This window comes from Nonomuraea composti (genome assembly GCF_012034275.1).
In the GTDB taxonomy this organism is placed as follows: Bacteria; Actinomycetota; Actinomycetes; order Streptosporangiales; family Streptosporangiaceae; genus Nonomuraea; species Nonomuraea composti.
Window position 1 is genome coordinate 126,696 of sequence record NZ_JAATEP010000027.1, and the last position, 25,762, is coordinate 152,457.

The following is a 25,762-nucleotide window of genomic DNA, read 5'->3' on the forward strand; positions in this document are numbered from 1 at the left end:
TCATCCGGCGGGCCGCAGCGTGTACCCCACTCCGCGCACCGTGTGGATCATGGGCTTGCGCTGGGCGTCGATCTTGCGGCGCAGGTAGGAGATGTACAGCTCGACCACGTTGCTCTGGCCGCCGAAGTCGTAGGCCCACACCCGGTCGAGGATCTGCGCCTTGCTGAGCACCCGTCCCGGGTTGTGCATGAGGAAGCGCAGCAGCTCGAACTCGGTCGGCGTGAGCCGGATCTCCTTGCCGGCCCGCCGCACCTCGTGGGTCTCCTGGTCGAGGGTGAGGTCGCCGACGACGAGGGCGGCGTCGGGTCTGGTGTGCGCGGCGCCGGAGCGGCGCAGCAGGCCGCGCAGCCTGATGACGACCTCCTCCAGGCTGAACGGCTTGGTGACGTAGTCGTCGGCGCCCGCGCGCAGGCCGATCAGCCGGTCCTGCACCGAGTCCCGCGCGGTCAGGAACAGGATCGGCACGCCCGGCAGCACCGCGCGCAGCCGGGGCAGGAGCTCGATGCCGTCCATGTCGGGCAGCATGATGTCGAGGACGATCGCGTCGGGGCGGAACCCGCGGGCGGCCCTGATGGCCTCGCTGCCGTTGTACGCGCAGCGGACGTCCCAGGACTCCTGGCGCATGACCATCGACAGAAGCTCCGTCAGGGACGGCTCGTCGTCCACGACGAGGATGTTGATCGAGCTGCCGTCGGGCCGGCGCACGGGCTCGGACCGGTAATTCGCGCTGGTCGTGTGCATGGTCGTGACGATGGCGTCCCTGGATGAGTGTTTGATGAAGGACTGCCTGTGAATACTCTGTGAGCTGCGCGGAAGGGCCCGGCACGCGGCCGGGCCCTTCCTATCCCTTTAAGACGCAGTCGGAGCTACCCAGAGCCCATCCCCCTTCCCTTGTCCGTTACACCAGCTTCCCGGACCAGACCGCGGCGGCGGCCGTGTAGACGCTGTAGGTCTCGCCGTCGAAGTACGGCGAGCTGATGTAGTCCACGCGGTCGTTCTCGTCCTGGTCGTAGAAGCTGCTCGTGACGCCGTTGAGGTAGCCGACCCGCTTGGAGCTGTTGTACTTGAGCAGCCACGGGCCGCCGTCCGCGCCGGCGGTCATGGAGCACTTCAGGCCGACGTGCTCCTCGATCTTCTTGGCGGCCGAGCCCACGGTCTTGGCCGTGGTCGTGCCGTAGCACCACTTCGGCGTCACACCCGTGAACGGCTTGTTGCCGTCGGGGTGCGCGGCCTGCGGGTAGCCGAAGACGTAGTGCGCCTTCTTCAGCGGCTGGTTCCAGGCGATGCCCTGGCCGCCGACGTTGTCGCCCAGTCGGCCGGCGTCCTCGACCTCGATCGAGCCGCGGTGCCGCTTGGAGTCGGTGTCCTTCGAGATCGTCACGCCGTTGTAGACGGAGACGAACGCGTAGTCACGGTCGTAGTCCTCATAGACGCTGTAGTCGTAGTGGACGAACGCCTGCTTGCCGACGTAGATGCCCCACGGGGCCTTGCCCTGGTAGTAGCCGGGCACGAAGACCCAGTTGTCCATGAGCTGCTCGTCGTTGGCGGTGTCGTACACGCAGTGGCCGGCGGTGGCCACGAGGTTGGCGTACTTGCCCTGGATCGACGAGGCCGAGCACCAGTGCTTCTCGCCGTCCTGGTCGACGAAGAAGACCTTGCCGATGGTCTTCGGCAGGTTGACGTTCTTCGACTTGGAGGTGGAGGTGGTGGTGCCGGTCGGCGCGACCGAGCCCGCCTTGGTGTCGGCGGTGGCGGTGCCGGTGGACTTCAGCTTGTCGACCTTGGTCGTGTCCTCCTCGACGTAGGTGGCGGCTTCGAGCGCGGCTCCGTTGTTCTCGAACCAGAACTGGGCGATCGCCTTGGCGTTGGCGGCGCTGACGCTCTCGGACGACTTCCAGTGCGGGTTGGCCGTCGCCTGCGCGGAGCCGGCCAGCGAGGCGCCGAGCAGGGCCGCCGCGGCGAGCCCGCCGCCGATGGGGGCGAGGGTGTGCTTGATCTTCAAGGGATTTCTCCTTGTTCGTCGCGGGAACGCGCTGAGCGTTCGGTGCGTCTATGGGGCAGGAACGTATCCCTCTTGACTGCGCCTTTATGTCCCCTTTGTCCGGATTTAGCTGGCACACAGGCTCCCGTGATCTTCCCGTGATCACCGGGAAGATCGTCTTGAGGGACGCGTTTCGCAAGGCGGGGATGGAACCTGATGAAAAATCCGATAAAAAGCTGAGAAAAGCATGTGAGAACCTATGTGTTGCAGATCACTAGGTCTCCGAGCTGCGCTTACCTGATTCATAAGCTCGTGACAGGGCTTTCTCAGGTTCGGTCGGCAGAGTGCTGGGCGTGGATGACCTTCGGGGCTGAATTAAGAGGTTCGGCCAGGTCCGTCCAGGATTGGAATCATCACCAGTGCGCTTCGCCAAGCCCTTCACCGTGACCATCGCCGGCGCGGCCCTCATCGCCCTGCCCTTCGCCGGCTCCGCCCTCGCGGACGGCGCCCGGCCGCAGCCCGCCCCCACCGCCAAGGCCCCGCACGCGGAGCCGGCCCAGCAGGTGCGCAAGGACGACAAGCACAAGGACGCAAGGCGCCAGGCGATCTCCCTCAAGGTGGCCGTCAACCCGAGCCGCGTGCGCGCCGGCTCCTCCTACGGCGTGACGATCCTCGTCCGGGGCCTGTCCTCCGGCACCGCCGTCGTCACCAGCCCCGAGGGCAAGAGCTACCGGGTCTCCCTCTCGGACGGCCGCGCCACCAAGCAGCTCACCGTCCCGTCGAGGACGCGGGCGGGCACCAAGACCGTCACCGTCAAGGTCGGCAACAAGACCGCCACGGCCGACTTCACCGTCGTCGCGCCGAAGAAGCAGGAGCGCGACGACCGCCGTCACGACGGCCGCAAGTAGCCGACAGGAGGTGGGCGACCCGGCCCACCTCCTACGCTTGCCCTTCGTGGACATTCGCCCCAGAACCCCCGCCGACCTGCCCGCCTGCGTCGAAGCGCTCGCCGCCGTCCAGGCCGCCGACCGCTACCCCGTGAACTGGCCGGACGACCCGGGCGCCTGGCTGACCCCCGCCGGCATGACCGCCGCCTGGCTGGCGATCGAGGCGGGCGCGGTGCTCGGCCACGTGGCGATCACCCGCGACCAGGAGGTCAGCCGGCTGTTCGTGACGCCCGCCGCCCGTGGCCGCGGCGTGGCCGCCCGCCTCCTTGAGTCGGCCCGCTCCTCGACCCCGCTGCCGCTGAAGCTGGAGGTCTCCTCGGAGGGGCGGGCCGCCATCGGGCTCTACGAGCGCCTGGGCTGGCGCAGGGTCGCCAGCAGCCGTGCGACCTGGCTGAACGCGGCGGGCGAGCCGGCCCTGCTGCACCACTACGTCAGCCCTTAGCCCCCGCTGCGCGCTTGGGCCCCGACTGTGGAGAGGGGTCTGAGCGGCCGGCGCGTAAAGGAAGGTGGGGCTTTACTCGGAGCAATCCAGCCTTAGAGTAACCGTATCAGCACTCCTGGTTACGATGGCGAAGTTCGTGCATCCATCACTCCAGGGGGCGGAAAATGACCGATGAGACGCAGGCCCAGAAGACAAGGGTCAACGGGGCGGAAGAGAGCGTGCTCGGTACCGAGGCCGCGCTGCTGCACGCGCAGGACGACCCGGTGGCCTCGGCCGCCGTGGACGAGGCCGTCGAGACCGAGCTGCTCGAGGAGACCGGGGCGGTCGATGCCCGCAGGGAGAGCGAGCGGCAGATCGCCGAGCTCAGCTCCAAGGAGCAGGAGCGCGTGCGCGGCATCCAGCGCGAGCTGCGCACCATGGGCGCCGAGGTGTGGCCGGTGGCCAGGTGGTGGGGCTACGAGATCCACCTCAACGAGTCGGCCGCGCTCCTGGCCGCCGAGATCCCGCAGCTCATCGGGCAGGTGTCGAGCGCGGTGCTGGGCTCCTGGCTGGCTCCGCTCATCGAGCGCGGCGTGCGCGCCAAGGCCGAGTGGATCGCCTCGATCGCCCGTCCGTACGGGGTCAAGCTGGCCTCGCCGTGGACGGTGCCCGGCACGCTGATCCCGGCCCGCCAGAGCGGCGGCGACACCAGCCTGTACTGGACGGTCCACGAGCCGGGCGACGGCTGGAGCCCCGACCAGCGGTTCGTCGACCACTTCAGCGTGTCGGGCCCGGCCCTGGCCGAGTTCCAGGACCGGCTGTTCCTCGCGCACCGGGGCGCCGACGGCGACTCCAGCCTGTGGTGGACGTTCTACGACGCCGAGCAGGGCTGGAACGACGACGCCCTGTTCCCCCGCCACTTCAGCGCGGCGGCTCCGGCGCTGGCCGCCTACGACGGGCGGCTCTACTGCGTGCACAGGGGCAGCGGCGGCGACACGGCGCTGTGGTGGGCGCGCTGGGACGGCTCGTACTGGAGCTCCGACCAGCGGCTGCCGCAGCACTTCAGCGAGAGCGCGCCGTCGCTGGCCGCCTACGACGGGCAGCTCTACTGCGTGCACCGCGGCGCCGGCGGCGACCAGGCGCTGTGGTGGACCCGCTGGGACGGCTCCACGTGGAGCCCCGACGAGCGGCTGCCGCAGCACTTCAGCGCCTCGAACCCGGCGCTGGCCGTCTACCGCGGCCACCTCTACTGCGTGCACCGCGGCGCCGGCAACGACACGGCGCTGTGGTGGACCCGCTGGGACGGCTCCCGCTGGAGCCCCGACCAGAAGCTGCCCGGCCATCACGCCACCGAGGGCCCGGCCCTGACCGTCTACAAGGACCGGCTCTACTGCGTGCACCGCGGCGCCGCCGACCAGAGCCTGTGGTGGAGCAGCTTCAACGGCTCCGGCTGGACCGCCGACGAGCGGCTGCCGCATCACTTCAGCGCCGAGGGCCCGGCCATCATCGCCTACCGCGACAAGAACGCCACCCACGACCAGCTCCTGTGCGTGCACCGGGGCATCCGCTAGACACGGCGAACGCCGGCTCGCGAGATCCGCGAGCCGGCGTTCTCATGCCGGGATCACCAGCCGGCGAGCCGGCGTTTGCTACGCCCGGGTCACCAGCCGGCGAGCTGCTCCAGGAACCACTCGATCAGCGGCCGGGAGACCGAGGTGTGCTCGGTGTTGGTCGCGTCGCAGCAGAACCGGTCGAGGAACGTCTCGTCCTTCGGCAGGTCGCTGAGGTCCAGGTACAGGTCCTCCTGCCACTGGAACGGGTCCCTGGCCAGCGCGACCGCGCTGACGGCGGGCACGAACGCGCTCGACCTGAACCGGTCCTGGATCGGCAGCCCGACCGCGTCGGCGAGGCGGCCCCACGAGTCGAGCGTGCCGCCCGGCGCCCCGTCGAACGCGCGTACGTGCGAGGTGGCGCTGGTCCACACCGGCGCGCCGAAGCGGACGGTGCCGATGTTCTGCAGCTCGCCGCCGTCCGGCTGGATGCGGGCGGTGAGCTGCAGCGCCTCGTGCTGCAGGTCGAAGACCGGCGTGCCGGGCGGCAGGTCGGGGCCGGCGCCGTTGCCGGTGCCGTTGGCCAGGCCCAGCTTGTACGGGCGCATCGGGAACCAGCCCACCCGGCGCAGGTCGTCCAGGAACTCCCTGCGCAGCGGGCTGGAGGTGGTGACCGGGCCGGAGTAGTCGGCGCTGTCGACCCAGCCCCACAGGAGCTGCTGCGCGGCCGGGCTGCGGATCAGCTCGGCCTGCCCCGGCCCGCCGGAGCGCGGGGCCAGCGCCTCGTGCAGGTAGGCGAGCTGCTGGAGCACCAGCGGGATCCACGCGCCGAGGTGCGGCGCGTCGTAGGAGAAGTACTTGTCGGTCTGGTGGTCGACGCGCTCGTTCTCCATGCGGGCCAGCGCGTAGCGGGTGACGATGCCGCCCATGCTGGCGCCGCCGACGACCAGCGGGGTGTCGCCCCGCCGCTCCTCGATGGCGCGCAGCACGGCGGTGACCGCCACGGCGGCGTTGGCCTGGATCGCGATGTGCCGCTGGTCGAAGCCCAGCAGGACGACGTCGATGCCCATCGACCTGAGCTGGTCGAGGAAGCCGGGCACGCCCTGCTGGTAGGGCTGATTGAAGTGCCGCCACAGCGCGTCCAGGTCGCTCGGCCCGTAGTTGAAGCCGTCGGCCAGGATCAGCGGCCTGGTCAGGGCGTCGTGCCCCTCCGCCAGGTGCACGGCCGCGCGGCCGGTCGCCGTCTGGCCCTGGTGCGGCCGGTCGCCGACCAGGTCCCAGACCTGGTCGGCGGGGCGGGCGTCGCCCTGCCGCTGCGGCGGGGTGGCGAACCAGACCCCTTGCTGCCCGAGCGCGTCGGCGATCCGTTCGACCTGCTCGGCCGTCAGGCTGCTCTCGATACCGGAGGCTCTGGTCTCGACGTCGATTCTCGGTTCCTGCGCCATGCTCGATCCTCTCGCTTTGCTGAGGGGCCGCTGGGGCCACTGAGCACACCATACGGTCACTCTCCGTGATTGCGCGGGAGCGAAACGTAGTGGTATTTCCGCAGGTCAACGGCGATGACGTGACAGCCCGCGAGCACGGGGCAGGGGGCACGGACGAGCCTCTAAGGAGAACCAGTGAGAGACCGCGACGACGACGAGTTCTTCGCCCCCGTGCTGCGGGAGCCGCCCCCTCCCCGGCAGGAGGACGTCAGCGACACCGGCGTGCCGGGGGTGCCCGGCGCGGGCCGCGGGCAGTGGGCGGAGCAGCCGCCGCCCTCGAACCGGCTCGGCCTGCGCCTGCTCGCCGCCGGGCTGGCGCTGCTCGCCGGGGTGGTGCTGGCCGTGCTGGCGCTGCTCGCCGGCCGGCCGCCGCTGGCGATCCCGCCCGCCCTGGTGGCGCTGGCCGCCGCCGTCTACCTGGTCGTGACCGGCGTCCGCCGGGCCCGCTCGGACGGTGGCCCACCGGTCTTCGGCTGAGGTTTCACCCTTCCCACGTGGGTAAACGGCCTGCGGGGGCAAGCACGAACGCGAGGAGCTGCCATGTCCGCCATGTCGCTGATCGACCGGGAATGTGTCCGCCGGTTGCTGGACTCGGAGCACCCGGACGCCACGCTGGTCTTCGTACGGGGAGACTGCGTGGTCCTGCCCGCCGCCGACGTCGACGACGCTCACAAGGGCCTGGTCATCGCCCGGCGCGACGAGGTGATGGCCCAGCTCCCCGAGGGTGCCCCGACCGACGGGATGCTCGACGACCTGGCCGTCCGGCTGGACAACATCGTCCGCGACCTGGGCGCCTGACGGGGGGCTGCGCGTAGGTGACCGGGCGGTTTCCGGCCGCCCTGAGAACGGGGCTTGCGCATTCGTCGATCTTGGTGTCGGATGCGCAGCATGCGGGAGAACGTCGAGGTCGTCATCATCGGAGCGGGGCCGGCCGGTCTCACCCTGGCCAACCTGCTCCAGCGCGCCGGCATCGGCTGCGTCGTGCTGGAGCGGCAGAGCCGGTCGTACGTGGAGCAGCGGCAGCGCGCGGGCGTGCTGGAGCACGACGGCGCCCGCGTCTTCGAGGAGTGGGGGCTGGGCGAGAGCGTGCTGGCCGGCACGTCGAGCGACGGCAGGCTGGAGATCCGCCTCGACGGCCGGCCGCGCTTCTTCGACGTGGCCGCGCTCACCGACGGCCGGGCGGGCCGGGTCGTGCCGCAGCAGGTCCTGGTCCAGCGCCTCATCGCGACGTTCCTGGAGGGCGGGGGCGACCTGCGCTTCGACGCCGCCGAGGTGACCCCGCACGGCCTCGACGGCCCCACGCCGGCCGTCACCTACACGGACGCGGACGGCGGCCGGCACGAGATCGCGTGCGCCTACGTCGCCGGCTGCGACGGCTTCCACGGCGTCAGCCGCGCCAGCATCCCCGAGGGCGCGCTGACCACCTACACCTATGACCACGGCGTCGCCTGGCTGACCGTGCTCGCCGACGCGCTGCCGCCGCGCCACGCACTCTTCGGCATCCACCCGGCCGGCTTCGCCGCCCAGTTCGCCAGGGGCCCCAGGGCCAGCCGCTTCTACCTGGAGTGCGGGACGGCCGACAGCCTCGACGAGTGGGGCGACGAGCGCATCTGGGAGCAGTTACGGCTGCGGCTCGGCGATCCGGACCTGCCGACCGGGCCCATCACGGAGAAGCTGTTCGTGGAGATGCGCTGCTTCGTCGCCGACCCCATGAGCTACGGCCGGCTCTTCCTCGTCGGTGACGCCGCGCACATCATCACCCCCATGGGCGGCAAGGGCATGAACCTGGCCATCGCCGATGCGAACGTGCTGGCCAGGAGCCTGCGCGCGGCGCTGCGGGAGGGCGACGAGGGGCCGCTGGCGGCGTACTCGGAGACGTGCCTGAAGCGGGTGTGGGATCACCAGGAGTTCTCCCGGTGGATGCACGAGATGATGCACGAGGCCGGGAACGCGACGCTGGCCGGGCCGTTCCGGCGGCAGCTCGCGCGGGCGCGGCTGGAGCGGCTGTTCGCCTCCGACGCCGCGGCGCGGGCGTTCGCCGATCTCATGGCGTGAAACGGAGTAGGCGTCGAATGTCCCTTTTCTGCTAATATTTCGCCTCTTGGAGCTTGGCAGAGTCAAGGGGGCGTATTTTCGTGGAAAAGACCAATGAAAATCAGCCTGATGAGGAAATGTTCGTCCGTAAGGAGTTGCAGCGGCTCCGCGACAGCATCGACAACCTCGACGCCGCCCTTGTCCACCTGCTCGCCGAGCGTTTCAAGTGCACCCAGGAAGTCGGCCGGCTCAAGGCCGAATACCAGCTTCCGCCGGCCGATCCGGCGCGCGAGGCGGCCCAGATCCGCCGCCTGCGCGCGCTCGCCGAGGAATCCAAGCTCGACCCGGTCTTCGCCGAGCGGTTCCTGAACTTCATCATCGCCGAGGTCGTCCGGCACCACGAGCTGATCGCCAGCAACCACGCGGCGGCCAAGCGCGACTGACCGGTCAGAGGGCGTCGGTGTTCTGCGCCGCCCGGTAGACGGCCATGGCCTCGTCACCGAAGAACGGGCCGAACATGAAGTTCGGGGCGAAGTTGTAGGTGAAGCTGTTGACGGAGTTCAGCCAGCCGAGGCCGGTCGACTCGTCGAAGTTCTGGAACCACGGCCCGCCGCTCGACCCGCCCGTCATGTTGCAGCGCAGCCCCTGGTCCCGGGTCATCACCGTGTCGTTGAACGCGCGCCCGCTGCAGTAGATCAGCCTCGACCCGTCGAACGGCTCGGCCGCCGGATAGCCGAAGGCGAACATCTGCCGCTGCCTGGCCTGGTTGAAGGCGATGCCCTGCCCGCCGACGACGTCCGTCAGCGTGCGCCCGTCGAGCGGCGCCACGACGACGGCGGCCATGTCGAAGTTGATGTCCTCCCGGGCGTTCCACTGCTGGGTGGTGAGCATCGCGCTGGCCACCCACGTGCCGAACGGGCGCCGCCCGTTGTCGAAGGCCGGCACGAACACCCAATTCCTGTGCGCGGCCCCGTTGAGCTTCACGCAGTGCCCCGCCGTGATCACGACGCTCTCGTTCGCGCTGGTCACGGCCGAGCCGGAGCAGGAGGCGTTGCCGCCCTCCGCGGTGGTGAAGAAGACCCGGCCGGTGGTGCGCACGACCGCGCCGCCGTCCGTCCACCGCAGCCCTGGGCTGTTGGGGATGAGGGACTGCCGCGCGGTGGTCACCGGGGCGGTGCCGCCGACCGACCACGAGGCCCCGCGGGTGGTCCACGGGCCGCGGCGGGTGGTGGCGGACGAGCCGCCCCGGGTGGCCCACGGGTCGCCCTCGGACGGGCCGCGCGACTGGGTGCGCCGGGGTGCGGGCGCGTCGAGGGGCTGCGCGGCGAGCATGCGCTGCGCGGTCCAGTACTGCGCGACCGTCCTGCGCTCCGCCTGCGAGTCCGCGGCGGCCCAGCTCACGGGCCTGGGGCCGAGCCCGTTCGTGGCGTCGGCCGCCGCGGCGCCCGCCTGCGCGGCGCCCGCCGGCACGAGGGTGCCGGCCAGGGCGAACGCGATGGCGGAGAGCAGGCTGACTCTGCGGTGCATGAGGTACCTCCCGTAACCCGGAATCTGCCGTAGGGAGGTACGTACGGAGGGCGCCATCTTCCTCAACGCCTACGAAACGGATATATCGCCATCACGCTACGAAGTCGCCATATCGCGGACCGTCACATATCGGAGAAAGGGGATTGCTTTGCCTAATGGCCGCCCGGTATTGGCGCTCTTTCACCGGCTCTTTCCCAGTACGGGAAATTCGGATTCGGCGTGGCGTTGTCATCTCGCTCGTGCCAACTGTAAGCATCGTACCGGTCTGGCGACTATGGGTCGCATTCCGAAAGGAACGGTAAATGCTCACCCCAATGAGAAAAATGGCGAAGCCCGTCACGCGCGGCATTCTCGCGGCCGTACTGGCCGTCACCATGGCGCCGGCGGCCAGCGCGGGCGACAAGGACGACGGTCCCGACCACCACAAGTTCGACCGCGGCTTCGTCGACCACCACGATGACGACGACGACGGCCGCAACTGCCGGCCGCGGACGTTCTTCCGGATCCACCAGATGTCGCCGCGGAACTTCTTCGTGCCCCGCACCCGCTACATCGACGGCCCCGGCGGCTCGATGACGGTGTCCGTCACCCGCGAGCACGAGGTCACCGCCTTCCTGGAGACGGAGAACGAGGCCCAGAAGGTCATCGACAAGGACGACGTCATCTACAACCTGCGCCGGCTGGGCCTGCCGCACCTCGAAGAGCGGCACATGGTCTACAGCGGACACGAGTACACGCAGGAGATCAGCGACGGCATGTACGGCAACATGTGGTACCGGGTCTTCGGTTACCGCGTGGGCTGGTCGGCCTGGAACGTCCTCGGCACGTGCGCGCACGTCAAGATCTCGGCGGGCATCGCCAACGTGCCCTCGCGCGTGGAGGGCTGGCGCTACTGGGAGACCAAGCACCCGATGTTCAAGCGCCGCAAGCTGTCCAACAAGTAGAACGAAATCCCAGGTCAGAAGGGTTTCGGCGGCCATTCGCGGGTAGGGTTGCGGGTCAGTCCGGCAGCGCCGGGCGCGCAGCCCGTCCGGCGCGCGACCCGCGTTCCGCAAGGGGGAAATCATGGCCGCGATCCAGCGATATCTGGGGTTCATCCCGTTCTTCCGGATTCCCGGCCCGGAGCCGACCTATCCGGGTGGGAACGACAGCGCCGGGGGCGGGCGCGCCCGCAGGCGCCGGCGCCGGCGCCGCTGAGCCCGGCGCCGCCCGAGATGTGAGGGCGCCACCGACGACCCTCACATCTCGCGCGTCTCACCAAACATCTCGCGTGTCTCACGAAACATCTCGCGAGCCTCACGAGAAGGACGCCATCACGATGCCGAGGGTCCGCTGGTTCTGGCCGGAGCCCTTGGCGTCGAAGGAGTTGACCGAGTACACCAGGGTCCTCGACAGGTCCCGGGTGGCGCCGATCCCGTTCGCGTAGCCGTAGCGGGCCCCGCTCTTGCCGTACGCGACCAGGCCCCCGGGCAGCACCATCCTGGTCATGCCCGAGGTGTAGGTCGCGGGCTGGTTGCCGCACTCGTCGAACATCGTCACGTCCGGCACCGTGAACATCGGCTCCAGCTGGGCCGGCGGCACGACCGCGCCGGAGAACAGCGCCTTGACGAACTTCTCCAGGTCCGCCGCGGTCGAGATCAGGTCGCCCGACGCCCAGGTGGAGGTGACGCTCGTCCTGGTCATGTCCACCAGATGGTCGTCACCGTAGGCGAAGGAGTTCTCGAAGCCCGCGGGCACGCTCTGGTAGCCCTTCTGGTGCCGGCCCCTGATCGTGGTCGAGGTGCCCGCCAGGTAGCTGTCGCGCATGCCGACCGGGCGCAGGATCCGCTCCGTCACCTCGTGCTCGTACGTCTCGCCGGTGACCTTCTCGATCAGCAGGCCGGCCACGAACGTGTTGATGTTGAGGTAGTGCTGCCTGGTGCCCGGGGCGAACTCGATCGGGTTGCGCACGGCCAGGGCCGCGTACTCCTCGGGCGTCCACTTCTTGAACCTGGTCTCGTAGACGTAGGCGAAGGAGCCGGGCAGGTCGGGCGCGGGCAGGCCGCTGGTGTGGTTGAGGAGCTGGCCCACCTCGATGTCCGGGTAGGAGCCGGGCAGCAGGCCGGGCAGGTGGTCCTGGACGGTGTCGGCGAGCGAGAGCCTGCCCTCGGCGACGAGTTGCAGCACGACCGCCGTGGTGAACATCTTCGTCACGCTGCCCGCCCGGAAGCGGGCCTGCCCCGACGCCTTGCGCCGCGTCTTGAGGTCGGCGACCCCGCTCACGCCCTGCCACGAGCCCTTCGTGCCGCCCACGCGCACCACGGCCGCGGCGGCGTCGGCGGCGGGCAGGCCGGCGATCGACCGGGCCAGCGCCGTCCTGTTGACCGGCGGGAGCACGGCATCGGGGTTCGGCTCGATCACGGCCGGTGGCGGGCAGGACGGGGTGGGCGTGCTCGCCTGAGCAGGGGCAGGGGCGGCGGTGAGGGCGCTGGCAAGGGCCAGGCAGGCGGCCGCGGTCTTCAACATGGGAATCTCTCCAAGGTCGGGGGAACGAGCGCCATCCTGCTGGGCGGCACCCCCTTCGCGGATCGCCGACGCGACCCATTTCTTCTCACTCGAGCGAGTGAGCCCCCGAATCCCTCGCACCGGCGATGCCCGGCCCCCCTCTCCAGGACGAGGATTTGCGGCATGAACCCCCGCTTCGCCTTCATCGCCGCACCCCTGCTCACCTTCACCTACGGGGTGATCCGCATCATCGACGGGCTCGACGGCAGCCGCGGCCCCGGCCCGGCCTGGACGATCGGCCACCTCGCGTTCATGGCGGCCCTCGTCCTGTTCGCCCACATCTTCTGGCGGCTGCGCGCCATGGCCGGGCGCGGCCCGCTGGCCACCGTGAGCGCGGTGGCCGGGACCGCCGGCATCGCGACGCTGCTCGCGCAGTTCGGGATCGACCTCGTGGCCGGGTTCGTGGCCGCCGACCACGACGGGATGGGCGTGATCTTCGACCAGGCGCAGAGCGTGCCCGGGGTGTCCCTCGTCGTCTACGACGGCGGCCCGTTCCTGTTCTACCTGGCCCAGCTCGCGCTCATCGTCCAGCTCGCCGTCATGCGCAGGGTCGGGGCGTGGACGCCGGTGCTGGTGCTGCTCGACCTCGCGCTGCCGTTCGCCGACAAGGACCTCATCCCGCTCGGCGCCCTGTGCCTGCTGATCTCGTTCGTCCCGCTCGCGCGCCGGGCGCCGGCCCGGGTCGCGGTCGCAGCCGCGTGACCTGGCGGGCACAATTGGGGCTTATGTCCGAGTCACGGTTGGTCGTGCGGCTGCGCCGCTGGTACGGCGGGCTGCCCACGATCCTGGTGGACGGCGCGCTCGCGGTGCTGGTGCTCCTCGTGCAGCTCTGGCCGCTCCTGTCCCGTGCCAACCCCTACGGCGGGCCCTGGCACTGGTGGGGGTACACCGTCGTGGTCACCTCCGCCGTGCCGCTGGTCTGGCGGCGGCGCGCGCCCGTGCTCGTGCTGCTGGCCGTGTGCCTGCCCACCGGCTTCTACGACCTCGTGGACGAGGTGGCCTCCCAGCCCATCTGGTACACCACGCTGGTGGCCGTCTACACCACGGCCGCCTACTCCAGCAGGTGGAAGCGGTGGATCGCGCTGGCGGTCACGCTCGGCGGCGGCCTGCTCATCGTCGGCTCGGCCGAGTCCGCGCTGCGCGGCACCGTGCAGTTCGTCGCCGCGTACGCCATCGGCCGCGCCGCCGCCGCCTCCCGCGCTCACGCCGCCGCGCTGGAGGAACGCGCTCTCCAGCTCGCCCGCGAGCGCGAGATCGAGGCCGAGCGGGCCGCCGAGCGGGAGCGCGCCAGGATCGCCCGCGACATGCACGACATCCTGGCCCACGCGGTCAGCGTCATGGTCGTGCAGGCCGAGGCCGGCCCCGTCGCGGTCACCTCGAACCCGGCCAGGGCCGTGGCCGCCTTCGACGCCATCGCCGGCGCCGGGCGCGACGCCATGGACCAGCTCCGCCGCCTGCTCAACGTGCTCAAGGAGGAGGAGGGCCCGCGCGGCCCCCAGCCCACCATCGACGCGCTGCCCGCCCTCGCCGACCAGATCAGGGGGACCGGCCTGCACGTGACATACTCCACCACGGGCTCGCCGCGGCCGCTGTCGCCCGACACGGGGGTGGCCGCGTATCGCATCACCCAGGAAGCACTCACCAACATCGTCAAGCACGCGGGCGCCACCCGCGCGGACATCGCCCTCACCTGGCAGGACCACGCACTCATGATCGACATCACCGACGACGGCCGCGGCCGGGACCTGGCGCTGCCCTCGGGCGGCAACGGCCTGATCGGCATCCGCGAGCGCGCCACCGCCTGCGGCGGCACCGCCGAGCTCGGACCGCGCGGCGACGGGCCCGGCTTCCGCGTCCTGGTCCGGCTCCCGTCGGCGGCGTCGTGAGCATCCGCGTGGTCGTGGCCGACGACCAGGAGCTCGTCCGCGCCGGGTTCAGCATGATCCTCGACGCCCAGCCGGACATCGAGGTCGTCGCCGAGGCGGGCGACGGCGTCCAGGCGATCGCCGCCGTCCGCGAGCACCGCCCCGACCTGCTCCTGCTCGACATCCGCATGCCCGTCATGGACGGCATCGAGGCCGCCCGCGCCGTCTGCGCCGACGGCGACTGCCGCGTCCTCATGCTCACCACGTTCGACCTCGACGACTACGTCTACGACGCGCTGCGGGCGGGCGCCAGCGGCTTCCTGCTCAAGGACGTGCGGCGCGACGACCTCGTGCACGCCGTCCGCGTGGTCGCGGCCGGCGAGTCGCTGCTCGCCCCCTCGGTCACCACCAAGCTCATCGCCGACTTCACCTCCCGCGCCGCCCCGCCGCGCCCGCTCGCCCCGCCGTCGGAGCGGCTGGCGGTGCTGACCGGGCGGGAGCAGGAGACGATGCGGATGATGGCCAGGGGGCTGTCCAACGCGGAGATCGCGCAGGAGATGGTGGTCAGCGAGCACACGGTGAAGACGCACGTCAGCAACGTGCTGACCAAGCTGGGGCTGCGGGACCGGGTGCAGGCGGTGATCGCCGCGTACGAGACGGGCCTGATCGTGCCCGGCGACCTTCGTTGACGTGAATTCTCCGGCGGTTCGATCACCCGCTGCCAGCGCCGATAAGGCCGAGATCAGCGCTGCGCCGAACCCGGCATTCACCGCTTAGTCGGTGTTTACGCCCCATGCCCCACTCTTGTCTCATCGGGACTACAGGAGATGACATGGACGCGAACGAGCCGAGCGAGCCTCGTACCGGTGGTTGGAGCCAGTTCGGCGCCACCCCGCCCTCCGCCGGAGGGTTCACCCGGCCGAACCCGGTGATGCCGCCGCCTCCGGCGCCGAAGCGGGCCGGGTTCACGCTGACCCGCAAGGCCATCGCCGGGCTGGCCCTGGCCGCCGTGGCCGCGCTGTCGGCGGCGGCGCTGGGCGGTGGGGCGGTGGGCGCGTATCTGGCGGGGGCCGACGCGCGGCCCGTGGCGACCGCGACGGCGAGCAACCCGAGCCCGGTGTTCCGCACCGCCACCAACCAGTTCACGGTGGCGCAGGTGGCGGAGAAGGTGCAGCCGTCCGTGGTGATGATCCAGGGCTCGACGAGCGAGGGCTCGGGCGTGGTCCTGTCGCAGGACGGCTACATCCTGACCAACAACCACGTCGTCTCGGGGCAGAACGACGGGCTGACGGTCAAGTTCAACGACGGCAAGACGGCCAGGGCGACCGTGGTCGGCACCGACCCGGCCACCGACCTGGCGGTCATCAAGGCCGAAGGCGTGTCGGGGCTGGCCAAGGTGGCGCTGGGCGACAGCGACCAGCTCAAGGTGGGCGACGACGTGCTGGCCATCGGCAGCCCGCTGGGCCTCGACGGCACGGTGACCTCCGGCATCATCAGCGCGCTGGACCGCACCGTGACCTCGGGCAGCGGCCAGGACCAGCAGCAGCTCCCGCCGGGCTGGGGCGGGCAGGGGCAGCGGCAGGAGGAGACGACCACGCTCGGCGGCATGATCCAGACCGACGCGGCCATCAACCCGGGCAACTCGGGCGGCGCGCTGGTCAACGCGGCGGGCGAGCTGGTCGGCATCAACAGCGCGATCGCCGCCGACGGCGTCAACCTCGGCTTCGCGATCCCCGTCAACACCGCCAAGCACGTCTCCGAGCAGCTCATCAGCAAGGGTACGGTGAGCCACGTGTTCCTCGGCGTGAGCGTCACCGACGCCACCGGCGACGTGTCCGGGGCGCTCGTCCGGCAGGTGACCAAGGGCAGCCCCGCCGAGAAGGCCGGGCTGCGGCAGGGCGACCTGATCACCAGGATCGGCGACACGCCGGTGCAGGGCGGCGACACGGTCGTCGGCCAGGTGCGCGGGTACAAGGTCGGCCAGCAGGTCGCGATCACGTACCAGCGGGACGGCGAGGAGAACACCGTGACCGTCACCATGGAGGAGCAGAAGAAGCAGCAGTAGCCTCTCGCAGTCCTGCACTCGGATCGCCTTCGCCCGCACGGGCGGAGGCGATCTTGCTTGTGGCACTTAGTGCGGCGAGATGAGAAAGATACGCGGATTGGTGACGGGTGGGGCCTCGTCGATCGGCGTAACTCGGGTTACATTCACGTTAATTTGCCCTCTCTTATCCCCCCGAGTAGACCGAAGGAGAGAGGCATGAGCGTGAGAACCGCCATCGCGGCGCTGACGGCCGCGGCGATCCTGCTGCCCGCGGGCGCCGCCCAAGCAGGCACCGCACCGGCAGGAGCGGCAGCGCCGCTGCCCGACTCCCAGTTCCAGAAGGTGACCCTCAACGACCACCCCGGCGAGCCGATGGATCTGGCGGTGTTACCCGATTCGAGGGTGCTGCACACCACCAGGAAGGGCGAGGTCTGGTTACACGACCCGAAGACCGGCCTGAACACGCTGGCCGCCCGCCTCGACGTCTACCAGCACGACGAGGAAGGGCTGCAGAGCATCGCGCTCAGCCCCGGCTTCGGCAAGGGCTCCAAGAAGGACGACTGGATCTACCTCTACTACTCGCCCCCGCTGAACACCCCCACCGACGACCCCGCCACTCCCGACGTCAACGAGGGCGACGCCCCGTTCACCGGCACCCCCGCCGACTTCGCCCCCTTCAAGGGCCTGATCAGGCTCTCCCGCTTCCGCTGGGCGGGCACGACCATCGACCTGCGGACCGAGCAGCGCATCCTCGACGTCCCGGTGGACCGGGGCATCTGCTGCCACGTCGGCGGCGACATCGTCTTCGACGCCGCGGGCAACCTCTACCTGTCCACCGGCGACGACACGAACCCGTTCCAGTCCGACGGCTTCACCCCGATCGACGAGCGGCCCGACCGCAACCCGGCCTTCGACGCGCAGCGCAGCGCCGGCAACACCAACGATCTGCGCGGCAAGATCCTGCGCATCAGCGTCCGCGACGACGGCTCGTACACGATCCCGAAGGGCAACCTGTTCAGGCCGGGCACGGCCGGCACCCGGCCGGAGATCTACGCCATGGGCCTGCGCAACCCGTTCAGGATCGAGCTGAACCGGCGCACCGGCGAGCTGTACGTCGCCGACTACTCGCCCGACCAGCAGGAGGCCGACCCGGCGCGCGGCCCGGCCGGGCACGGCAAGTGGACGGTCGTGCGCCGGGCGGGCAACTACGGCTGGCCGTACTGCGCGACGGCGCGGCTGCCGTACGTGGACTACGACTTCGCCACCGGCGCGTCGGGAGCCACGTTCGACTGCGCGGCGCCCGTCAACGACTCGCCGCACAACACCGGCCTGCGCCGGCTGCCGCCTGTCACGCAGCCCGACGTCTGGTACTCCTACGGGGCCTCGCCGGAGTTCCCCGAGCTGGGCACCGGCGGCATCGGCCCGATGGCCGGCCCCGCCTACGCCTTCGACCCGGCCGACACGCGCGGCCGCACCGCCGTGGGCTGGCCGCGGTACTACGACGGCGTCCCGCTGTTCTACGAGTGGACCCGCGACTACGTCAAGGCGTTCCACCGCGACGGGCGGATCGAGCCCGTCCTGCCCTCGTTCGTCTTCGACAACCCGATGGACATGGAGTTCGGCCCCGACGGCGCGCTGTACGTGCTGGAGTACGGCGACGGCTACTTCAGCGAGAACCCCGACGCGCAGCTCGCCCGCATCGACTACATCGGCAACACCGGCAACCACACGCCGATCCCGGTCGCGGCGGCCTCGGCGACGAGCGGCCTGCCCCCGCTCACCGTCAGCTTCACCAGCACCGGCACCAGCGACGCCGACGGCGACCGGATCAGCTACGCGTGGGACTTCGACGCCGACGGCCGGGTCGACTCCCGCGCCCGGAGCGGGTCGTACACGTACAAGGAGAACGGCATCTACCAGGCCACGCTGCGGGTCAGCGACCCGAGCGGCCGCTCGGCGGCCACGTCGGTACGGATCGTCGTCGGCAACGCCGCACCCGTGGTCGAGCTGGTCCGCCCGGCGGCCGGCCAGCCGTTCACCTTCGGCGACGTCGTCGAGTTCGAGGTGCGCGTCACCGACGACCAGCCGGTGAACTGCGCGAACGTGACCGTCGACTACATCCTCGGCCACGACGACCACGGCCACCCGCAGACCACGGCCCGCGGCTGCACGGGCTCGATCCAGACCACCGTGCCGAGCGGCCACGACCCGGAGACCGACCACCTGACCGGCGTCTTCGTGGCCACCTACACCGACCCCGGCACCGGCGGCCTGCCCCCGCTGACCTCCAGCACGCAAGTGGTGCTGGAGCCGACGAGTTAGGAGACACCCTCATGTGTTACGGCTACGGCCCCAGCAGGCGTTCCCTGCTCGCGGCGGGGCTCGGGCTCGGCGCCGCCGCCCTCGCCGCCGCGTCCCCCGCGGCGGCGGCGACGCCCCCGCACCACGGCGGCCGGGAACGTGTCCCCCCGGGCCAGATCAGCATGCAGCTCTGGACGGTCCGGGACGACCTGGCCAAGAACTACGACACCACCCTCGCCTACCTCGCCGAGATCGGCTACCCGAAGGTCGAGCTGGCGCTGGGCTACTTCGGCCGCACGGCCCGGCAGCTGCGCGAGTTCCTGGACGGGCTGGGCCTCCAGGCCAGCTCCAGCCACGACGGCATCAGCGCCGACGACGCCGCCCTGGCCACGAAGATCGAGAACGCGCTGACGCTCGGCCAGACGTACATGGTCGTGCCGTACCTGGCCTCCACCAGCCTGGACGAGTGGAAGGGCTGGGCCGAGCGGATGAACGTGGAGGCGCAGGCCGCCCGCGCGGCCGGGCTGCGGTACGGCTACCACAACCACGCCCACGAGTTCACCACCGACCTCGGCGGCGGGGTCACCCCGTGGGACGTGCTCACCCGCGAGCTCGACCCGCGCCTCGTCCACCTGGAGATCGACATCTACTGGGCGGTCACCGGCGGCGTCGGGCGCGGGGCCAAGGACCCGGTGAAGTTCGCGATCGACGTCATCAGGCGGGCGCCGCAGCGCGTGCTGCAGTACCACGTCAAGGACCGGCACCTGGACGGCGACATGGCCGACCTGGGCACCGGCACGATCGACTTCCGCCGGGTGTTCGAGGCCCACCGGGTCAGGGAGTACATCGTGGAGAACGACACGCCCGACGTGACGCCGCGGCAGACGTCCGAGGTGGGCTACCGCTACCTGCGCAAGCTGCGGTTCTGAGAGGGGGAGCGGGCCCGGCTTCCCCTGGCCCGCTCGCCCAAGAACCCGCCATATCCCCCCAAAGTTCGCGTTCGCCCTCTCGACCTGCCACTAGAAAACGGTCGTCGGGGAACTTCCTCCTGTATTCCAGATATATGGGGGCCTGGGGGGAAGTATGTTTCACTCGCTCGGTGTCGTCGTCACCGTGCTCCTGACCGCTCTGCCGCCGCAGGTGGACAACATCGCCCACCGCGGCGGCGCGGCCCACGCACCCGAGAACACCATCGCCGCCTGCGCCCGGGCCAGGGAGGAACGGGCCGACAGGTGCGAGTTCGACGTCCAGCAGACCAAGGACCACCGGCTCGTCCTCATGCACGACGAGACCCTGAGCCGCACCACGAACGTCGAACAGCTCTTCCCCAAGCGCTCGCCGTGGCGGGTCTCCGACTTCACCCTCGCCGAGATCCAGCGGCTGGACGCCGGATCATGGTTCTCCTCCCGCTACCGCGGCGAAGGCGTGCCCACGCTCAAGCGGGCCCTGGAGGCGCTGCGCGACACCGGCACCGGCCTGCTGCTGGAGATCAAGCACTCCCCGCGCAGCCCCGACATCGACCGCCGCGTGGCCGCCGAGCTGCAGGAAGAGCGCGAGTCGTGGAGCGCGGACCGGCTCACCGTGCAGGCGTTCGGCTGGCAGTCGATGCGGCTCCTGCGCGACATGGTGCCCGGACTGCCCATCGCCCTGCTCGGCAAGCCCGCCGCCCGCGGGCTCGCCGACGTGGCCAAGTACGCCGACGGGCTCACCCTCCCGCACATCGGGCTCACCGCCCGCTACGTCAAGAAGGCGCACCAGCGGGGCATGCGCGTCTACACCTGGTCGGCCGACCGGCCCGCGCTCATCCGCCGGCTCATCTCGTACGGGGTGGACGGCATCATGACCAACCGCCCCGACCTCCTGGAGGAAGCCCGGCAACGGTGACCCTTTACCGCTTGGCGGGGCCGTCTCCGTCCCTGGCGATCTCGTTCCGCGTCCGCCTGGCCTCCGGGACGTCGTCGCGCTCCAGCACCTGGGTCAGCACGTCGAGCGCCGCCGCGGTCTCGCCCGCCGCCCGCAGCACCTGGCCGAGCCCCGTCCGTACGACCGGGTCGTGCGGGAGCCGGCCGGTGGCCGCCAGCATGTGCGCCACGGCCGTGCTCCGCCTGCCCTGCTCGAGCGAGATCCGGCCGGCCGCGGCGAGGATCCAGCCCACGGAGGTGCAGTCGTTCAGCGCCTCGAAGAGGGTCGCGGCGGCGAGGTAGCGCTCGACGGCCTCGTCCAGCGAACGCTGCTCGTAGGAGAGGTTGCCGAGCAGCGACTCGATGTCGGCGCGGACCCGCATCTCCTTCGGCGGGCAGACCCGCGCCGCCTCGCGGGCCAGCCGCCCCGCGCGGCCGGGCTCGCCCTCGGCGTGCGCCCGCACGGCCGCGCACAACAACGCGGCCGCGTCCGGCGCGGCCGGCGGCCACTTCCCGGCGTCGAGCCTGCGCAGCGGGGCGAGCAACCGCCGCTGCCGCAGGCCGGGGCCCGTGTCGTGGCGGGCATCGGTGATGAGGTGCCGGTCCTGGTTCGCCCCGTCCGGCGCGCGGGGGCGCAGGAACGCCTCCGCCTGGTCCACGGCGGCGAAGATCGGCGTCGGGTCGCCATTTTGGTCGTAGGTCTCCCTGCCGTGCAGGAACCGGCTGATCGACAGCGCCGCCAGCCGCCCCGGCGAAACTCAGGGGATCAGCAACGTCTTGCCGAGCGTGGCCCGCTTGCCGATCGCCGCGTGCGCGTCGGCGGCCCGCTCCAGCGGGAACGTCTGCCCGATCACCGGTCGCAGCCGCCCGGCCGCGCCCTCGGCCAGCGCCCGCACCGACAGCTCCCGGACGGCCTCGGGGGAGGGGAACGCCGCCCCCATGGGCACCAGGGTGACGCCCCGCCGCGCCGCCTCCTCCTCGGCGACCACCGTCATCGACCCGCTCCCCGCCCCGAACGCGAGGAACCGCCCACCCTTCCTGACCAGCTCGAACGCCGCCCGCCCGATGGGGCCGCCCGCCGGGTCGCAGGCCACGTCCACGCCCGCGCCGCCGGTCACCTCCCGTACCTGATCGGCCCAGTCAGGCCGCGTGTAGTCCACGCCCGCCTCCGCGCCCCTGCTCTGGGCCAGGCCGAGCTTCGTGCCCGAGCTCGCCGCGGCGATCACCCGCGCGCCCGCCTGCCCGGCGAGCTGGATCAGCAGGCTGCTGACGCCGCTCGCGGCCGCCCCGATCAGCACCCACTCGCCCGGCTGGAACGCGACCGCCTGGGCGATGCCCAAGGCGGTCCGCCCGTCGTTCAGCAGGCCGGTCGCGTCGCGGAAGCCGAGCCCGTCCGGGATCGGGATCACGAGGGACGCGTCGACCGCCACCTTCTCCGCGTACCCGCCCGAACCGCCGGTCGTCGTGGCCACCCGCTGCCCGACCAGCGCCTCGTCCACGCCCGGCCCCGCCGCCACCACGGTGCCCGCCACGCCGTTGCCCGGGATGACCGGCAGCGTGGGCAACGGCACGGGCGCCGAGCCCGACCGCACCTGCGTCTCCACGTACGTGATGCCGATCGCCGCCGCCTCGATCAGCACCTGGCCCTCGCCCGGCACGGGATCCGGCGTCTCCTCGACCGTCAGCACCTCGGGCCCGCCGAACTCCCTCAACCAGACAGCGCGCATCCTGCATCTCCTTCACGTCGAGCAGGGGCCGGCGCCCCCGAGCCGACCCGGCGCCCATGACACCCCCGATGCCGTTCAGGACAGCCACTGAAAGATCGCCCCTATTCCCGCACCCCCTGAGAGACAGGGCTTTCCGGCGCCCGCTCGCCGACGCGGCGGGTGGCGGCCAGGTAGAGCAGGCATCCGGCGGCCAGCCCCGCGCTCACGCCGAGCGCGACCGGCGCCCCCACGGGCAGGAGCAGCCCGCCGAGCGCCGTCCCCAGGGCGATGCCGAGGTAGAGCACGGAGCCGTTCAGCCCCACCACCACGGCCGTCTCCTGGGGCGCGGCGGTGATCAGCCGCAGCTGCTGCGCCGGCGTCTGGAACCAGGTGCTCGCCCCCCAGGCCGCCATGAGCAACGCCGCCACCGGCAGCACGTGCGGCCCCGTGCCGGCGGCCAACGTGAAGGCGCCCAGAGTGAGGGTGAGTGCCGTGTATCCCACGGCCAGCACCCTGACCGGCCCGTACCGGTCGGCGGCGCGGCCCGCGACCAGGTTCGTGACGAAGGCGCCCACACCGTACAGGAACAACAGCCACATCTCGGACGCCGGCGTGGCCCCCAGCTCGTGCAGGAGCGGGACGGCGTAGGCGTACAGACCGTAACTGGCCATGATGCCGAGCAGGGTCAGCGGCAGCACCGCGACGACCCCCGGATGACGCAGCGCGTCGAGCCTGGCCCGCAGCGGCACGCTCGGGCTGCCCGGCAGGCCGGGCAGGACGGCCGGCACGCCGGCGGCGCACACCGCGCAGAGCGCGGCGACCAGTCCGAGCGCGGCCCGCCAGCTCAGCGCCCGGTCGGCGAGATTGCCGAGCGGCACGCCCAGCGCCGTGGCCACGGTCAGCCCGCCGACCACCACGGCCAGCGCGCGCGCCCGCTGCTGCGGCGCCGCCATGGCGGCGGCCACGGCCCCGGCGTTGGGCGTGAAGGCGGCGGCCCCGGCGGCGGCCAGCACCCGGGTGACCATCAGCACCGGGTAGCTGGGCGCCAGCGCCGACCCGAGATTGGCCAGCGCGAGCACGGCGAGCGCCGATGTCAGCAGGGCCCGGCGCGGCACCCGCGCCGTGAACGTGGCCAGCACCGGGGAGAGCACCGCGTAGGCCACGGCGAACACCGTGGCCGACTGCCCGGCGGTGCTCTCGGAGACCTCCAGCGACCGGGCCATCGCCGGGAGGAACCCGGCCACCACGTACGCGTCGGTGCCGACGGCGAACGTGCCCAGCCCGAGCACCAGCGTCCTAATCGGGATACGAGACATCCTCATTCCTGTCCTGCAACGAGCCCGGTGGGGGGACGAAGGGGGTGCTCTCAGCCGCGCATGCGCGCGTAGTTGCGGCGGGTGCGTTCACCCGAGGGGGTCGCGCCCTCCATGAGGTCGGCGATCGTCTGCCCGGCCAGCTCCCGCCGCCAGGCCAGCTCCGCCCGCCGCATCGCCATGGAGATCCCGCACGGCCGGCGGAACTGGCCACCCTCCGCGCCGACGCCCCGCTGCCGGATCTCGGCACACCGGAACGCCTCCACCGGCCCTTCGAGCGCCGTCACCACGTCCATCATCGTGATCTGCTCCGGCGGCCTGGCCAGCGCGAACCCGCCCCTGACACCCGGGGTCGAGGTGAGGATCCCCGCCTTGGTCAGGGCCTGGAGGCGCTTCTTCAGGTACTCCTGCGGAAGGTCGAACCAGGCGGCCAGCTTGCGGATCGACACCGGCCCTTCGTCCTTGAGCCAGCCCAGGGTCACACAGCAGTGCAACCCCCACTCGACTCCTTCGCCCATTTGCACAACGGGGATATTACACATCCCCGATCGCCGATGGGCCGCTCGGCCCGCCCGTCAGGCCGAGCGCGGGACCGCCTGGCGGGGCCGCGACGCGGGCCACCTCGGGCCTCCCTTTGGCGCGGCGGCCTTCGCACAGCTCGACGGCCTGCGCGTGGCCGGCCGCCCACGACCGGACGCGTAGGGGCGAGTGGGGGCAGGAAAGGTCAAGATCACAGCCGGAGGCGCCGCCACGGCAGCCCCGGCCCCGGCCCCGGCTTCGACCTTGCCCTCGACCACGGGCGCCGGATCGGAAGCCTGCGCCAGGTCGGGCGTGGGTGCCAGGTCGGCCGTCGTCGCCGCGACGGCGGTGTCACCTTCGGCTTCGGGTTTTCGCGAGTCGGCCGGAGAAGGCAACAGCGCGTCCTCCAGCAGTTGCATGAGCATCAGACCGATCAGAGCCGCCACCGGGATGGCCAATGCCGCGAGGATGATCGTCACCTCCTGCTGTGGCGCCGGGCGGCCGCTCCGCTGTGGCCGCCTCGTTCGCGTTCCGCCACCGAGCGCCCCTACCGCATCAGAACCGGACTAAACGGGCCTGTTGGTGGATCGTCGGACGATCAGGCCAGGTTGCAGGTGGCGGTCGGCACGAACGGGTTCTCCGGCGCCACCCCCACGGCGTTGCTGTAGGCCGGGTACTTCCACGCACACAACTCCGACACCGAAAGCTCCGCACCCCCGCCCGAGCACTTCATGCCGGACCACCCCGCCCCGAACGAGACCGACCGCCCCTGCGCCTTGCAGTACTCGCCGGCGTCGTTCCACGTGACCGACCCCGTGGAGGGCTGGAGCGACGGCTTGGGCGACGGCCGCTCACTACCGGTGGCCTTGCTCGTCGGCGACTTGCGAGTGGCCTCGGGAGTCGCCTTCGGCTTCTTGACCGAGGAGGTGGGGCTGCTGCCAGGCGTCGCGTCCGCGTCACGGGCCGGGGACGCGGACCTACGCGGCGTCCTGGTGGGAGACGCCTGGGCACCTTCGCCGGTCTTTGCGGGATCCGCGCTGGCGAGCAGCTTGTACGCGCTGGGCGCAGGCGAGGAAGCGGACGCGCTGACCGACGGCACCCCCGTACCGTCCGCCCCCGACTCCGATACCACCGCTCCAGGCGACACCGAAGCCCGCTGTGCCTGGCGCTGAGCGGTGGCCGGCGCCAGAGCGTACACACCGATCCCCACTCCGACGGCGACGACCGCCGCCGCACTCGCCGAAACCACAGCAAGCACCCGCCGCCGCCGATCCCCTAAGCCGCCCGCCTCCCGGGCGGGCACGGACACCTCGGAGGCGTTTCCGCCGGCCGCACCACCACCGTGCTGGCGCCCCTCCACGAGGTGCCCGCCGGGCGCGGGTCCGTCAGGGGCATATGGGGCGGGTGCGGTGTTGCCGTGCGGCCGCCGGCCCGGCGCGTGTCCGCCGGGCGCGGCGTGCTGGACGGGTGTCCCGTTGCCGTGTGGGCGCCCATCAGTGGCGGGGGGGGGGGGGGGGGGGGGGGGGGGGGGGGGGGTGCCGGCGGGCGCGGGGGGGGGGGGGGGGGCGGGAGAGGACAAGCCCTAACACCCCTACCCCCAAAACAACTCCTATTCCGGCCTTTTT

26 protein-coding genes are annotated in these 25,762 nt (G+C 71.5%); 15 read left to right on the forward strand and 11 right to left on the reverse strand.

Annotated features, from left to right (window positions below; all coding sequences use genetic code 11):
• Together HCN51_RS33020 and HCN51_RS33025 are read right to left on the reverse strand one after the other, a co-directional pair.
• On the reverse strand, positions 1-741 hold the full coding sequence (locus HCN51_RS33020) for a response regulator transcription factor (RefSeq protein ID WP_168014899.1): 741 nt from the start codon (positions 739-741) through the stop codon (positions 1-3).
• 157 nt (positions 742-898) lie between these two features.
• Positions 899-2,002, reverse strand: coding sequence for a trypsin-like serine peptidase (locus HCN51_RS33025; protein ID WP_168014901.1), 1,104 nt, complete (start codon positions 2,000-2,002; stop codon positions 899-901).
• Positions 2,003-2,400: 398 nt separating this feature from the next.
• On the opposite strand from HCN51_RS33025, the gene HCN51_RS33030 reads away from it, so the two are divergent.
• The 3 genes from HCN51_RS33030 to HCN51_RS33040 all read left to right on the forward strand — a co-directional run bounded on the left by HCN51_RS33030 (position 2,401) and on the right by HCN51_RS33040 (position 4,920).
• A complete protein-coding gene (locus HCN51_RS33030) occupies positions 2,401-2,889 on the forward strand; it encodes a hypothetical protein (protein ID WP_168014903.1) in 489 nt (162 codons plus the stop codon).
• A 46-nt stretch (positions 2,890-2,935) separates the two neighbouring features.
• Complete coding sequence (locus HCN51_RS33035; protein WP_206068161.1) at positions 2,936-3,370, forward strand: GNAT family N-acetyltransferase; 435 nt, start codon at positions 2,936-2,938, stop codon at positions 3,368-3,370.
• Between the two features lie 164 nt (positions 3,371-3,534).
• Complete coding sequence (locus HCN51_RS33040) at positions 3,535-4,920, forward strand: PLL family lectin (protein ID WP_168014907.1); 1,386 nt, start codon at positions 3,535-3,537, stop codon at positions 4,918-4,920.
• Between the two features lie 89 nt (positions 4,921-5,009).
• Here the strand turns inward: HCN51_RS33040 and HCN51_RS33045 are convergent, their stop codons facing one another.
• Complete coding sequence (locus HCN51_RS33045) at positions 5,010-6,344, reverse strand: hypothetical protein (protein WP_080044520.1); 1,335 nt, start codon at positions 6,342-6,344, stop codon at positions 5,010-5,012.
• Between the two features lie 174 nt (positions 6,345-6,518).
• On the opposite strand from HCN51_RS33045, the gene HCN51_RS33050 reads away from it, so the two are divergent.
• The 4 genes from HCN51_RS33050 to HCN51_RS33065 all read left to right on the forward strand — a co-directional run bounded on the left by HCN51_RS33050 (position 6,519) and on the right by HCN51_RS33065 (position 8,860).
• Positions 6,519-6,860 carry a hypothetical protein gene (locus HCN51_RS33050; RefSeq protein ID WP_168014909.1) on the forward strand — a complete coding sequence of 114 codons (342 nt, stop codon included), beginning with the start codon at positions 6,519-6,521 and terminating at the stop codon, positions 6,858-6,860.
• Between the two features lie 63 nt (positions 6,861-6,923).
• On the forward strand, positions 6,924-7,181 hold the full coding sequence (locus HCN51_RS33055; protein ID WP_240973487.1) for a hypothetical protein: 258 nt from the start codon (positions 6,924-6,926) through the stop codon (positions 7,179-7,181).
• Between the two features lie 81 nt (positions 7,182-7,262).
• Positions 7,263-8,438: a 4-hydroxybenzoate 3-monooxygenase gene (locus tag HCN51_RS33060; RefSeq protein ID WP_168014911.1), complete on the forward strand. Its 1,176-nt coding sequence runs from the start codon at positions 7,263-7,265 to the stop codon at positions 8,436-8,438.
• Between the two features lie 80 nt (positions 8,439-8,518).
• On the forward strand, positions 8,519-8,860 hold the full coding sequence (locus tag HCN51_RS33065; RefSeq protein ID WP_230465738.1) for a chorismate mutase: 342 nt from the start codon (positions 8,519-8,521) through the stop codon (positions 8,858-8,860).
• A 4-nt stretch (positions 8,861-8,864) separates the two neighbouring features.
• Here HCN51_RS33065 and HCN51_RS33070 read toward each other — a convergent pair whose 3' ends face one another.
• Complete coding sequence (locus HCN51_RS33070) at positions 8,865-9,944, reverse strand: trypsin-like serine peptidase (protein ID WP_168014913.1); 1,080 nt, start codon at positions 9,942-9,944, stop codon at positions 8,865-8,867.
• Positions 9,945-10,267: 323 nt separating this feature from the next.
• Here HCN51_RS33070 and HCN51_RS33075 point away from each other — a divergent pair, with 323 nt between their 5' ends.
• Positions 10,268-10,888 carry a hypothetical protein gene (locus HCN51_RS33075; RefSeq protein WP_168014915.1) on the forward strand — a complete coding sequence of 207 codons (621 nt, stop codon included), beginning with the start codon at positions 10,268-10,270 and terminating at the stop codon, positions 10,886-10,888.
• Positions 10,889-11,240: 352 nt separating this feature from the next.
• On the opposite strand, the gene HCN51_RS33080 is transcribed toward HCN51_RS33075, so the two are convergent.
• Positions 11,241-12,449 (reverse strand): serine hydrolase domain-containing protein, encoded by a 1,209-nt coding sequence (locus tag HCN51_RS33080; protein ID WP_168014917.1) that lies wholly within the window; start codon positions 12,447-12,449, stop codon positions 11,241-11,243.
• 162 nt (positions 12,450-12,611) lie between these two features.
• Here HCN51_RS33080 and HCN51_RS33085 point away from each other — a divergent pair, with 162 nt between their 5' ends.
• The 7 genes from HCN51_RS33085 (at position 12,612) to HCN51_RS33115 (ending at position 20,582) form a co-directional block, all read left to right on the forward strand.
• The gene (locus HCN51_RS33085) at positions 12,612-13,190 is read left to right on the forward strand and encodes a hypothetical protein (protein WP_168014919.1); all 579 of its coding nucleotides are present in this window, start codon (positions 12,612-12,614) and stop codon (positions 13,188-13,190) included.
• Positions 13,191-13,213: 23 nt separating this feature from the next.
• A complete protein-coding gene (locus HCN51_RS33090) occupies positions 13,214-14,374 on the forward strand; it encodes a sensor histidine kinase (protein ID WP_168014921.1) in 1,161 nt (386 codons plus the stop codon).
• Positions 14,371-15,042, forward strand: a complete 672-nt coding sequence (locus tag HCN51_RS33095) for a response regulator (RefSeq protein ID WP_080047426.1) — start codon at positions 14,371-14,373, stop codon at positions 15,040-15,042. The genes HCN51_RS33090 and HCN51_RS33095 overlap by 4 nt, the downstream gene beginning before the upstream one ends.
• Before the next feature lie 143 nt (positions 15,043-15,185).
• A complete protein-coding gene (locus tag HCN51_RS33100) occupies positions 15,186-16,418 on the forward strand; it encodes a S1C family serine protease (protein ID WP_168014923.1) in 1,233 nt (410 codons plus the stop codon).
• A gap of 195 nt (positions 16,419-16,613) precedes the next feature.
• Positions 16,614-18,719, forward strand: coding sequence for a PQQ-dependent sugar dehydrogenase (locus tag HCN51_RS33105; protein ID WP_168014925.1), 2,106 nt, complete (start codon positions 16,614-16,616; stop codon positions 18,717-18,719).
• 11 nt (positions 18,720-18,730) lie between these two features.
• The gene (locus tag HCN51_RS33110) at positions 18,731-19,627 is read left to right on the forward strand and encodes a sugar phosphate isomerase/epimerase family protein (RefSeq protein WP_168014927.1); all 897 of its coding nucleotides are present in this window, start codon (positions 18,731-18,733) and stop codon (positions 19,625-19,627) included.
• Positions 19,628-19,781: 154 nt separating this feature from the next.
• Positions 19,782-20,582: a glycerophosphodiester phosphodiesterase gene (locus HCN51_RS33115; protein WP_168014929.1), complete on the forward strand. Its 801-nt coding sequence runs from the start codon at positions 19,782-19,784 to the stop codon at positions 20,580-20,582.
• Positions 20,583-20,586: 4 nt separating this feature from the next.
• Here the strand turns inward: HCN51_RS33115 and HCN51_RS33120 are convergent, their stop codons facing one another.
• From HCN51_RS33120 to HCN51_RS33145, 6 genes are all read right to left on the reverse strand, one after another.
• Complete coding sequence (locus tag HCN51_RS33120; RefSeq protein WP_168014930.1) at positions 20,587-21,258, reverse strand: tetratricopeptide repeat protein; 672 nt, start codon at positions 21,256-21,258, stop codon at positions 20,587-20,589.
• Between the two features lie 99 nt (positions 21,259-21,357).
• Positions 21,358-22,326: a zinc-binding dehydrogenase gene (locus HCN51_RS33125; protein ID WP_168014932.1), complete on the reverse strand. Its 969-nt coding sequence runs from the start codon at positions 22,324-22,326 to the stop codon at positions 21,358-21,360.
• Positions 22,327-22,427: 101 nt separating this feature from the next.
• Positions 22,428-23,621, reverse strand: a complete 1,194-nt coding sequence (locus HCN51_RS33130; protein WP_206068162.1) for an MFS transporter — start codon at positions 23,619-23,621, stop codon at positions 22,428-22,430.
• A gap of 50 nt (positions 23,622-23,671) precedes the next feature.
• On the reverse strand, positions 23,672-24,136 hold the full coding sequence (locus HCN51_RS33135; RefSeq protein ID WP_230466596.1) for an RrF2 family transcriptional regulator: 465 nt from the start codon (positions 24,134-24,136) through the stop codon (positions 23,672-23,674).
• 57 nt (positions 24,137-24,193) lie between these two features.
• Positions 24,194-24,616, reverse strand: a complete 423-nt coding sequence (locus HCN51_RS33140) for a hypothetical protein (RefSeq protein ID WP_168014936.1) — start codon at positions 24,614-24,616, stop codon at positions 24,194-24,196.
• Positions 24,617-24,735: 119 nt separating this feature from the next.
• Entirely contained in the window at positions 24,736-25,236 is a 501-nt protein-coding gene (locus HCN51_RS33145; RefSeq protein ID WP_168014938.1) for a hypothetical protein, read from the reverse strand.
• Positions 25,237-25,762: the final 526 nt, after the last annotated feature.

Bases quoted from the DNA above. Each gene is read 5' to 3' on its own strand.
- HCN51_RS33020 (WP_168014899.1), bottom strand. From the start codon at position 741: ATGCACACGACCAGCGCGAATTACCGGTCCGAGCCCGTGCGCCGGCCC.
- HCN51_RS33040 (WP_168014907.1), top strand. From the start codon at position 3,535: ATGACCGATGAGACGCAGGCCCAGAAGACAAGGGTCAACGGGGCGGAA.
- HCN51_RS33045 (WP_080044520.1), bottom strand. From the start codon at position 6,344: ATGGCGCAGGAACCGAGAATCGACGTCGAGACCAGAGCCTCCGGTATC.
- HCN51_RS33055 (WP_240973487.1), top strand. From the start codon at position 6,924: ATGTCCGCCATGTCGCTGATCGACCGGGAATGTGTCCGCCGGTTGCTG.
- HCN51_RS33060 (WP_168014911.1), top strand. From the start codon at position 7,263: ATGCGCAGCATGCGGGAGAACGTCGAGGTCGTCATCATCGGAGCGGGG.
- HCN51_RS33070 (WP_168014913.1), bottom strand. From the start codon at position 9,944: ATGCACCGCAGAGTCAGCCTGCTCTCCGCCATCGCGTTCGCCCTGGCC.
- HCN51_RS33075 (WP_168014915.1), top strand. From the start codon at position 10,268: ATGGCGAAGCCCGTCACGCGCGGCATTCTCGCGGCCGTACTGGCCGTC.
- HCN51_RS33080 (WP_168014917.1), bottom strand. From the start codon at position 12,449: ATGTTGAAGACCGCGGCCGCCTGCCTGGCCCTTGCCAGCGCCCTCACC.
- HCN51_RS33085 (WP_168014919.1), top strand. From the start codon at position 12,612: ATGAACCCCCGCTTCGCCTTCATCGCCGCACCCCTGCTCACCTTCACC.
- HCN51_RS33090 (WP_168014921.1), top strand. From the start codon at position 13,214: ATGTCCGAGTCACGGTTGGTCGTGCGGCTGCGCCGCTGGTACGGCGGG.
- HCN51_RS33100 (WP_168014923.1), top strand. From the start codon at position 15,186: ATGGACGCGAACGAGCCGAGCGAGCCTCGTACCGGTGGTTGGAGCCAG.
- HCN51_RS33105 (WP_168014925.1), top strand. From the start codon at position 16,614: ATGAGCGTGAGAACCGCCATCGCGGCGCTGACGGCCGCGGCGATCCTG.
- HCN51_RS33110 (WP_168014927.1), top strand. From the start codon at position 18,731: ATGTGTTACGGCTACGGCCCCAGCAGGCGTTCCCTGCTCGCGGCGGGG.
- HCN51_RS33115 (WP_168014929.1), top strand. From the start codon at position 19,782: ATGTTTCACTCGCTCGGTGTCGTCGTCACCGTGCTCCTGACCGCTCTG.
- HCN51_RS33125 (WP_168014932.1), bottom strand. From the start codon at position 22,326: ATGCGCGCTGTCTGGTTGAGGGAGTTCGGCGGGCCCGAGGTGCTGACG.
- HCN51_RS33130 (WP_206068162.1), bottom strand. From the start codon at position 23,621: ATGTCTCGTATCCCGATTAGGACGCTGGTGCTCGGGCTGGGCACGTTC.
- HCN51_RS33135 (WP_230466596.1), bottom strand. From the start codon at position 24,136: ATGGGCGAAGGAGTCGAGTGGGGGTTGCACTGCTGTGTGACCCTGGGC.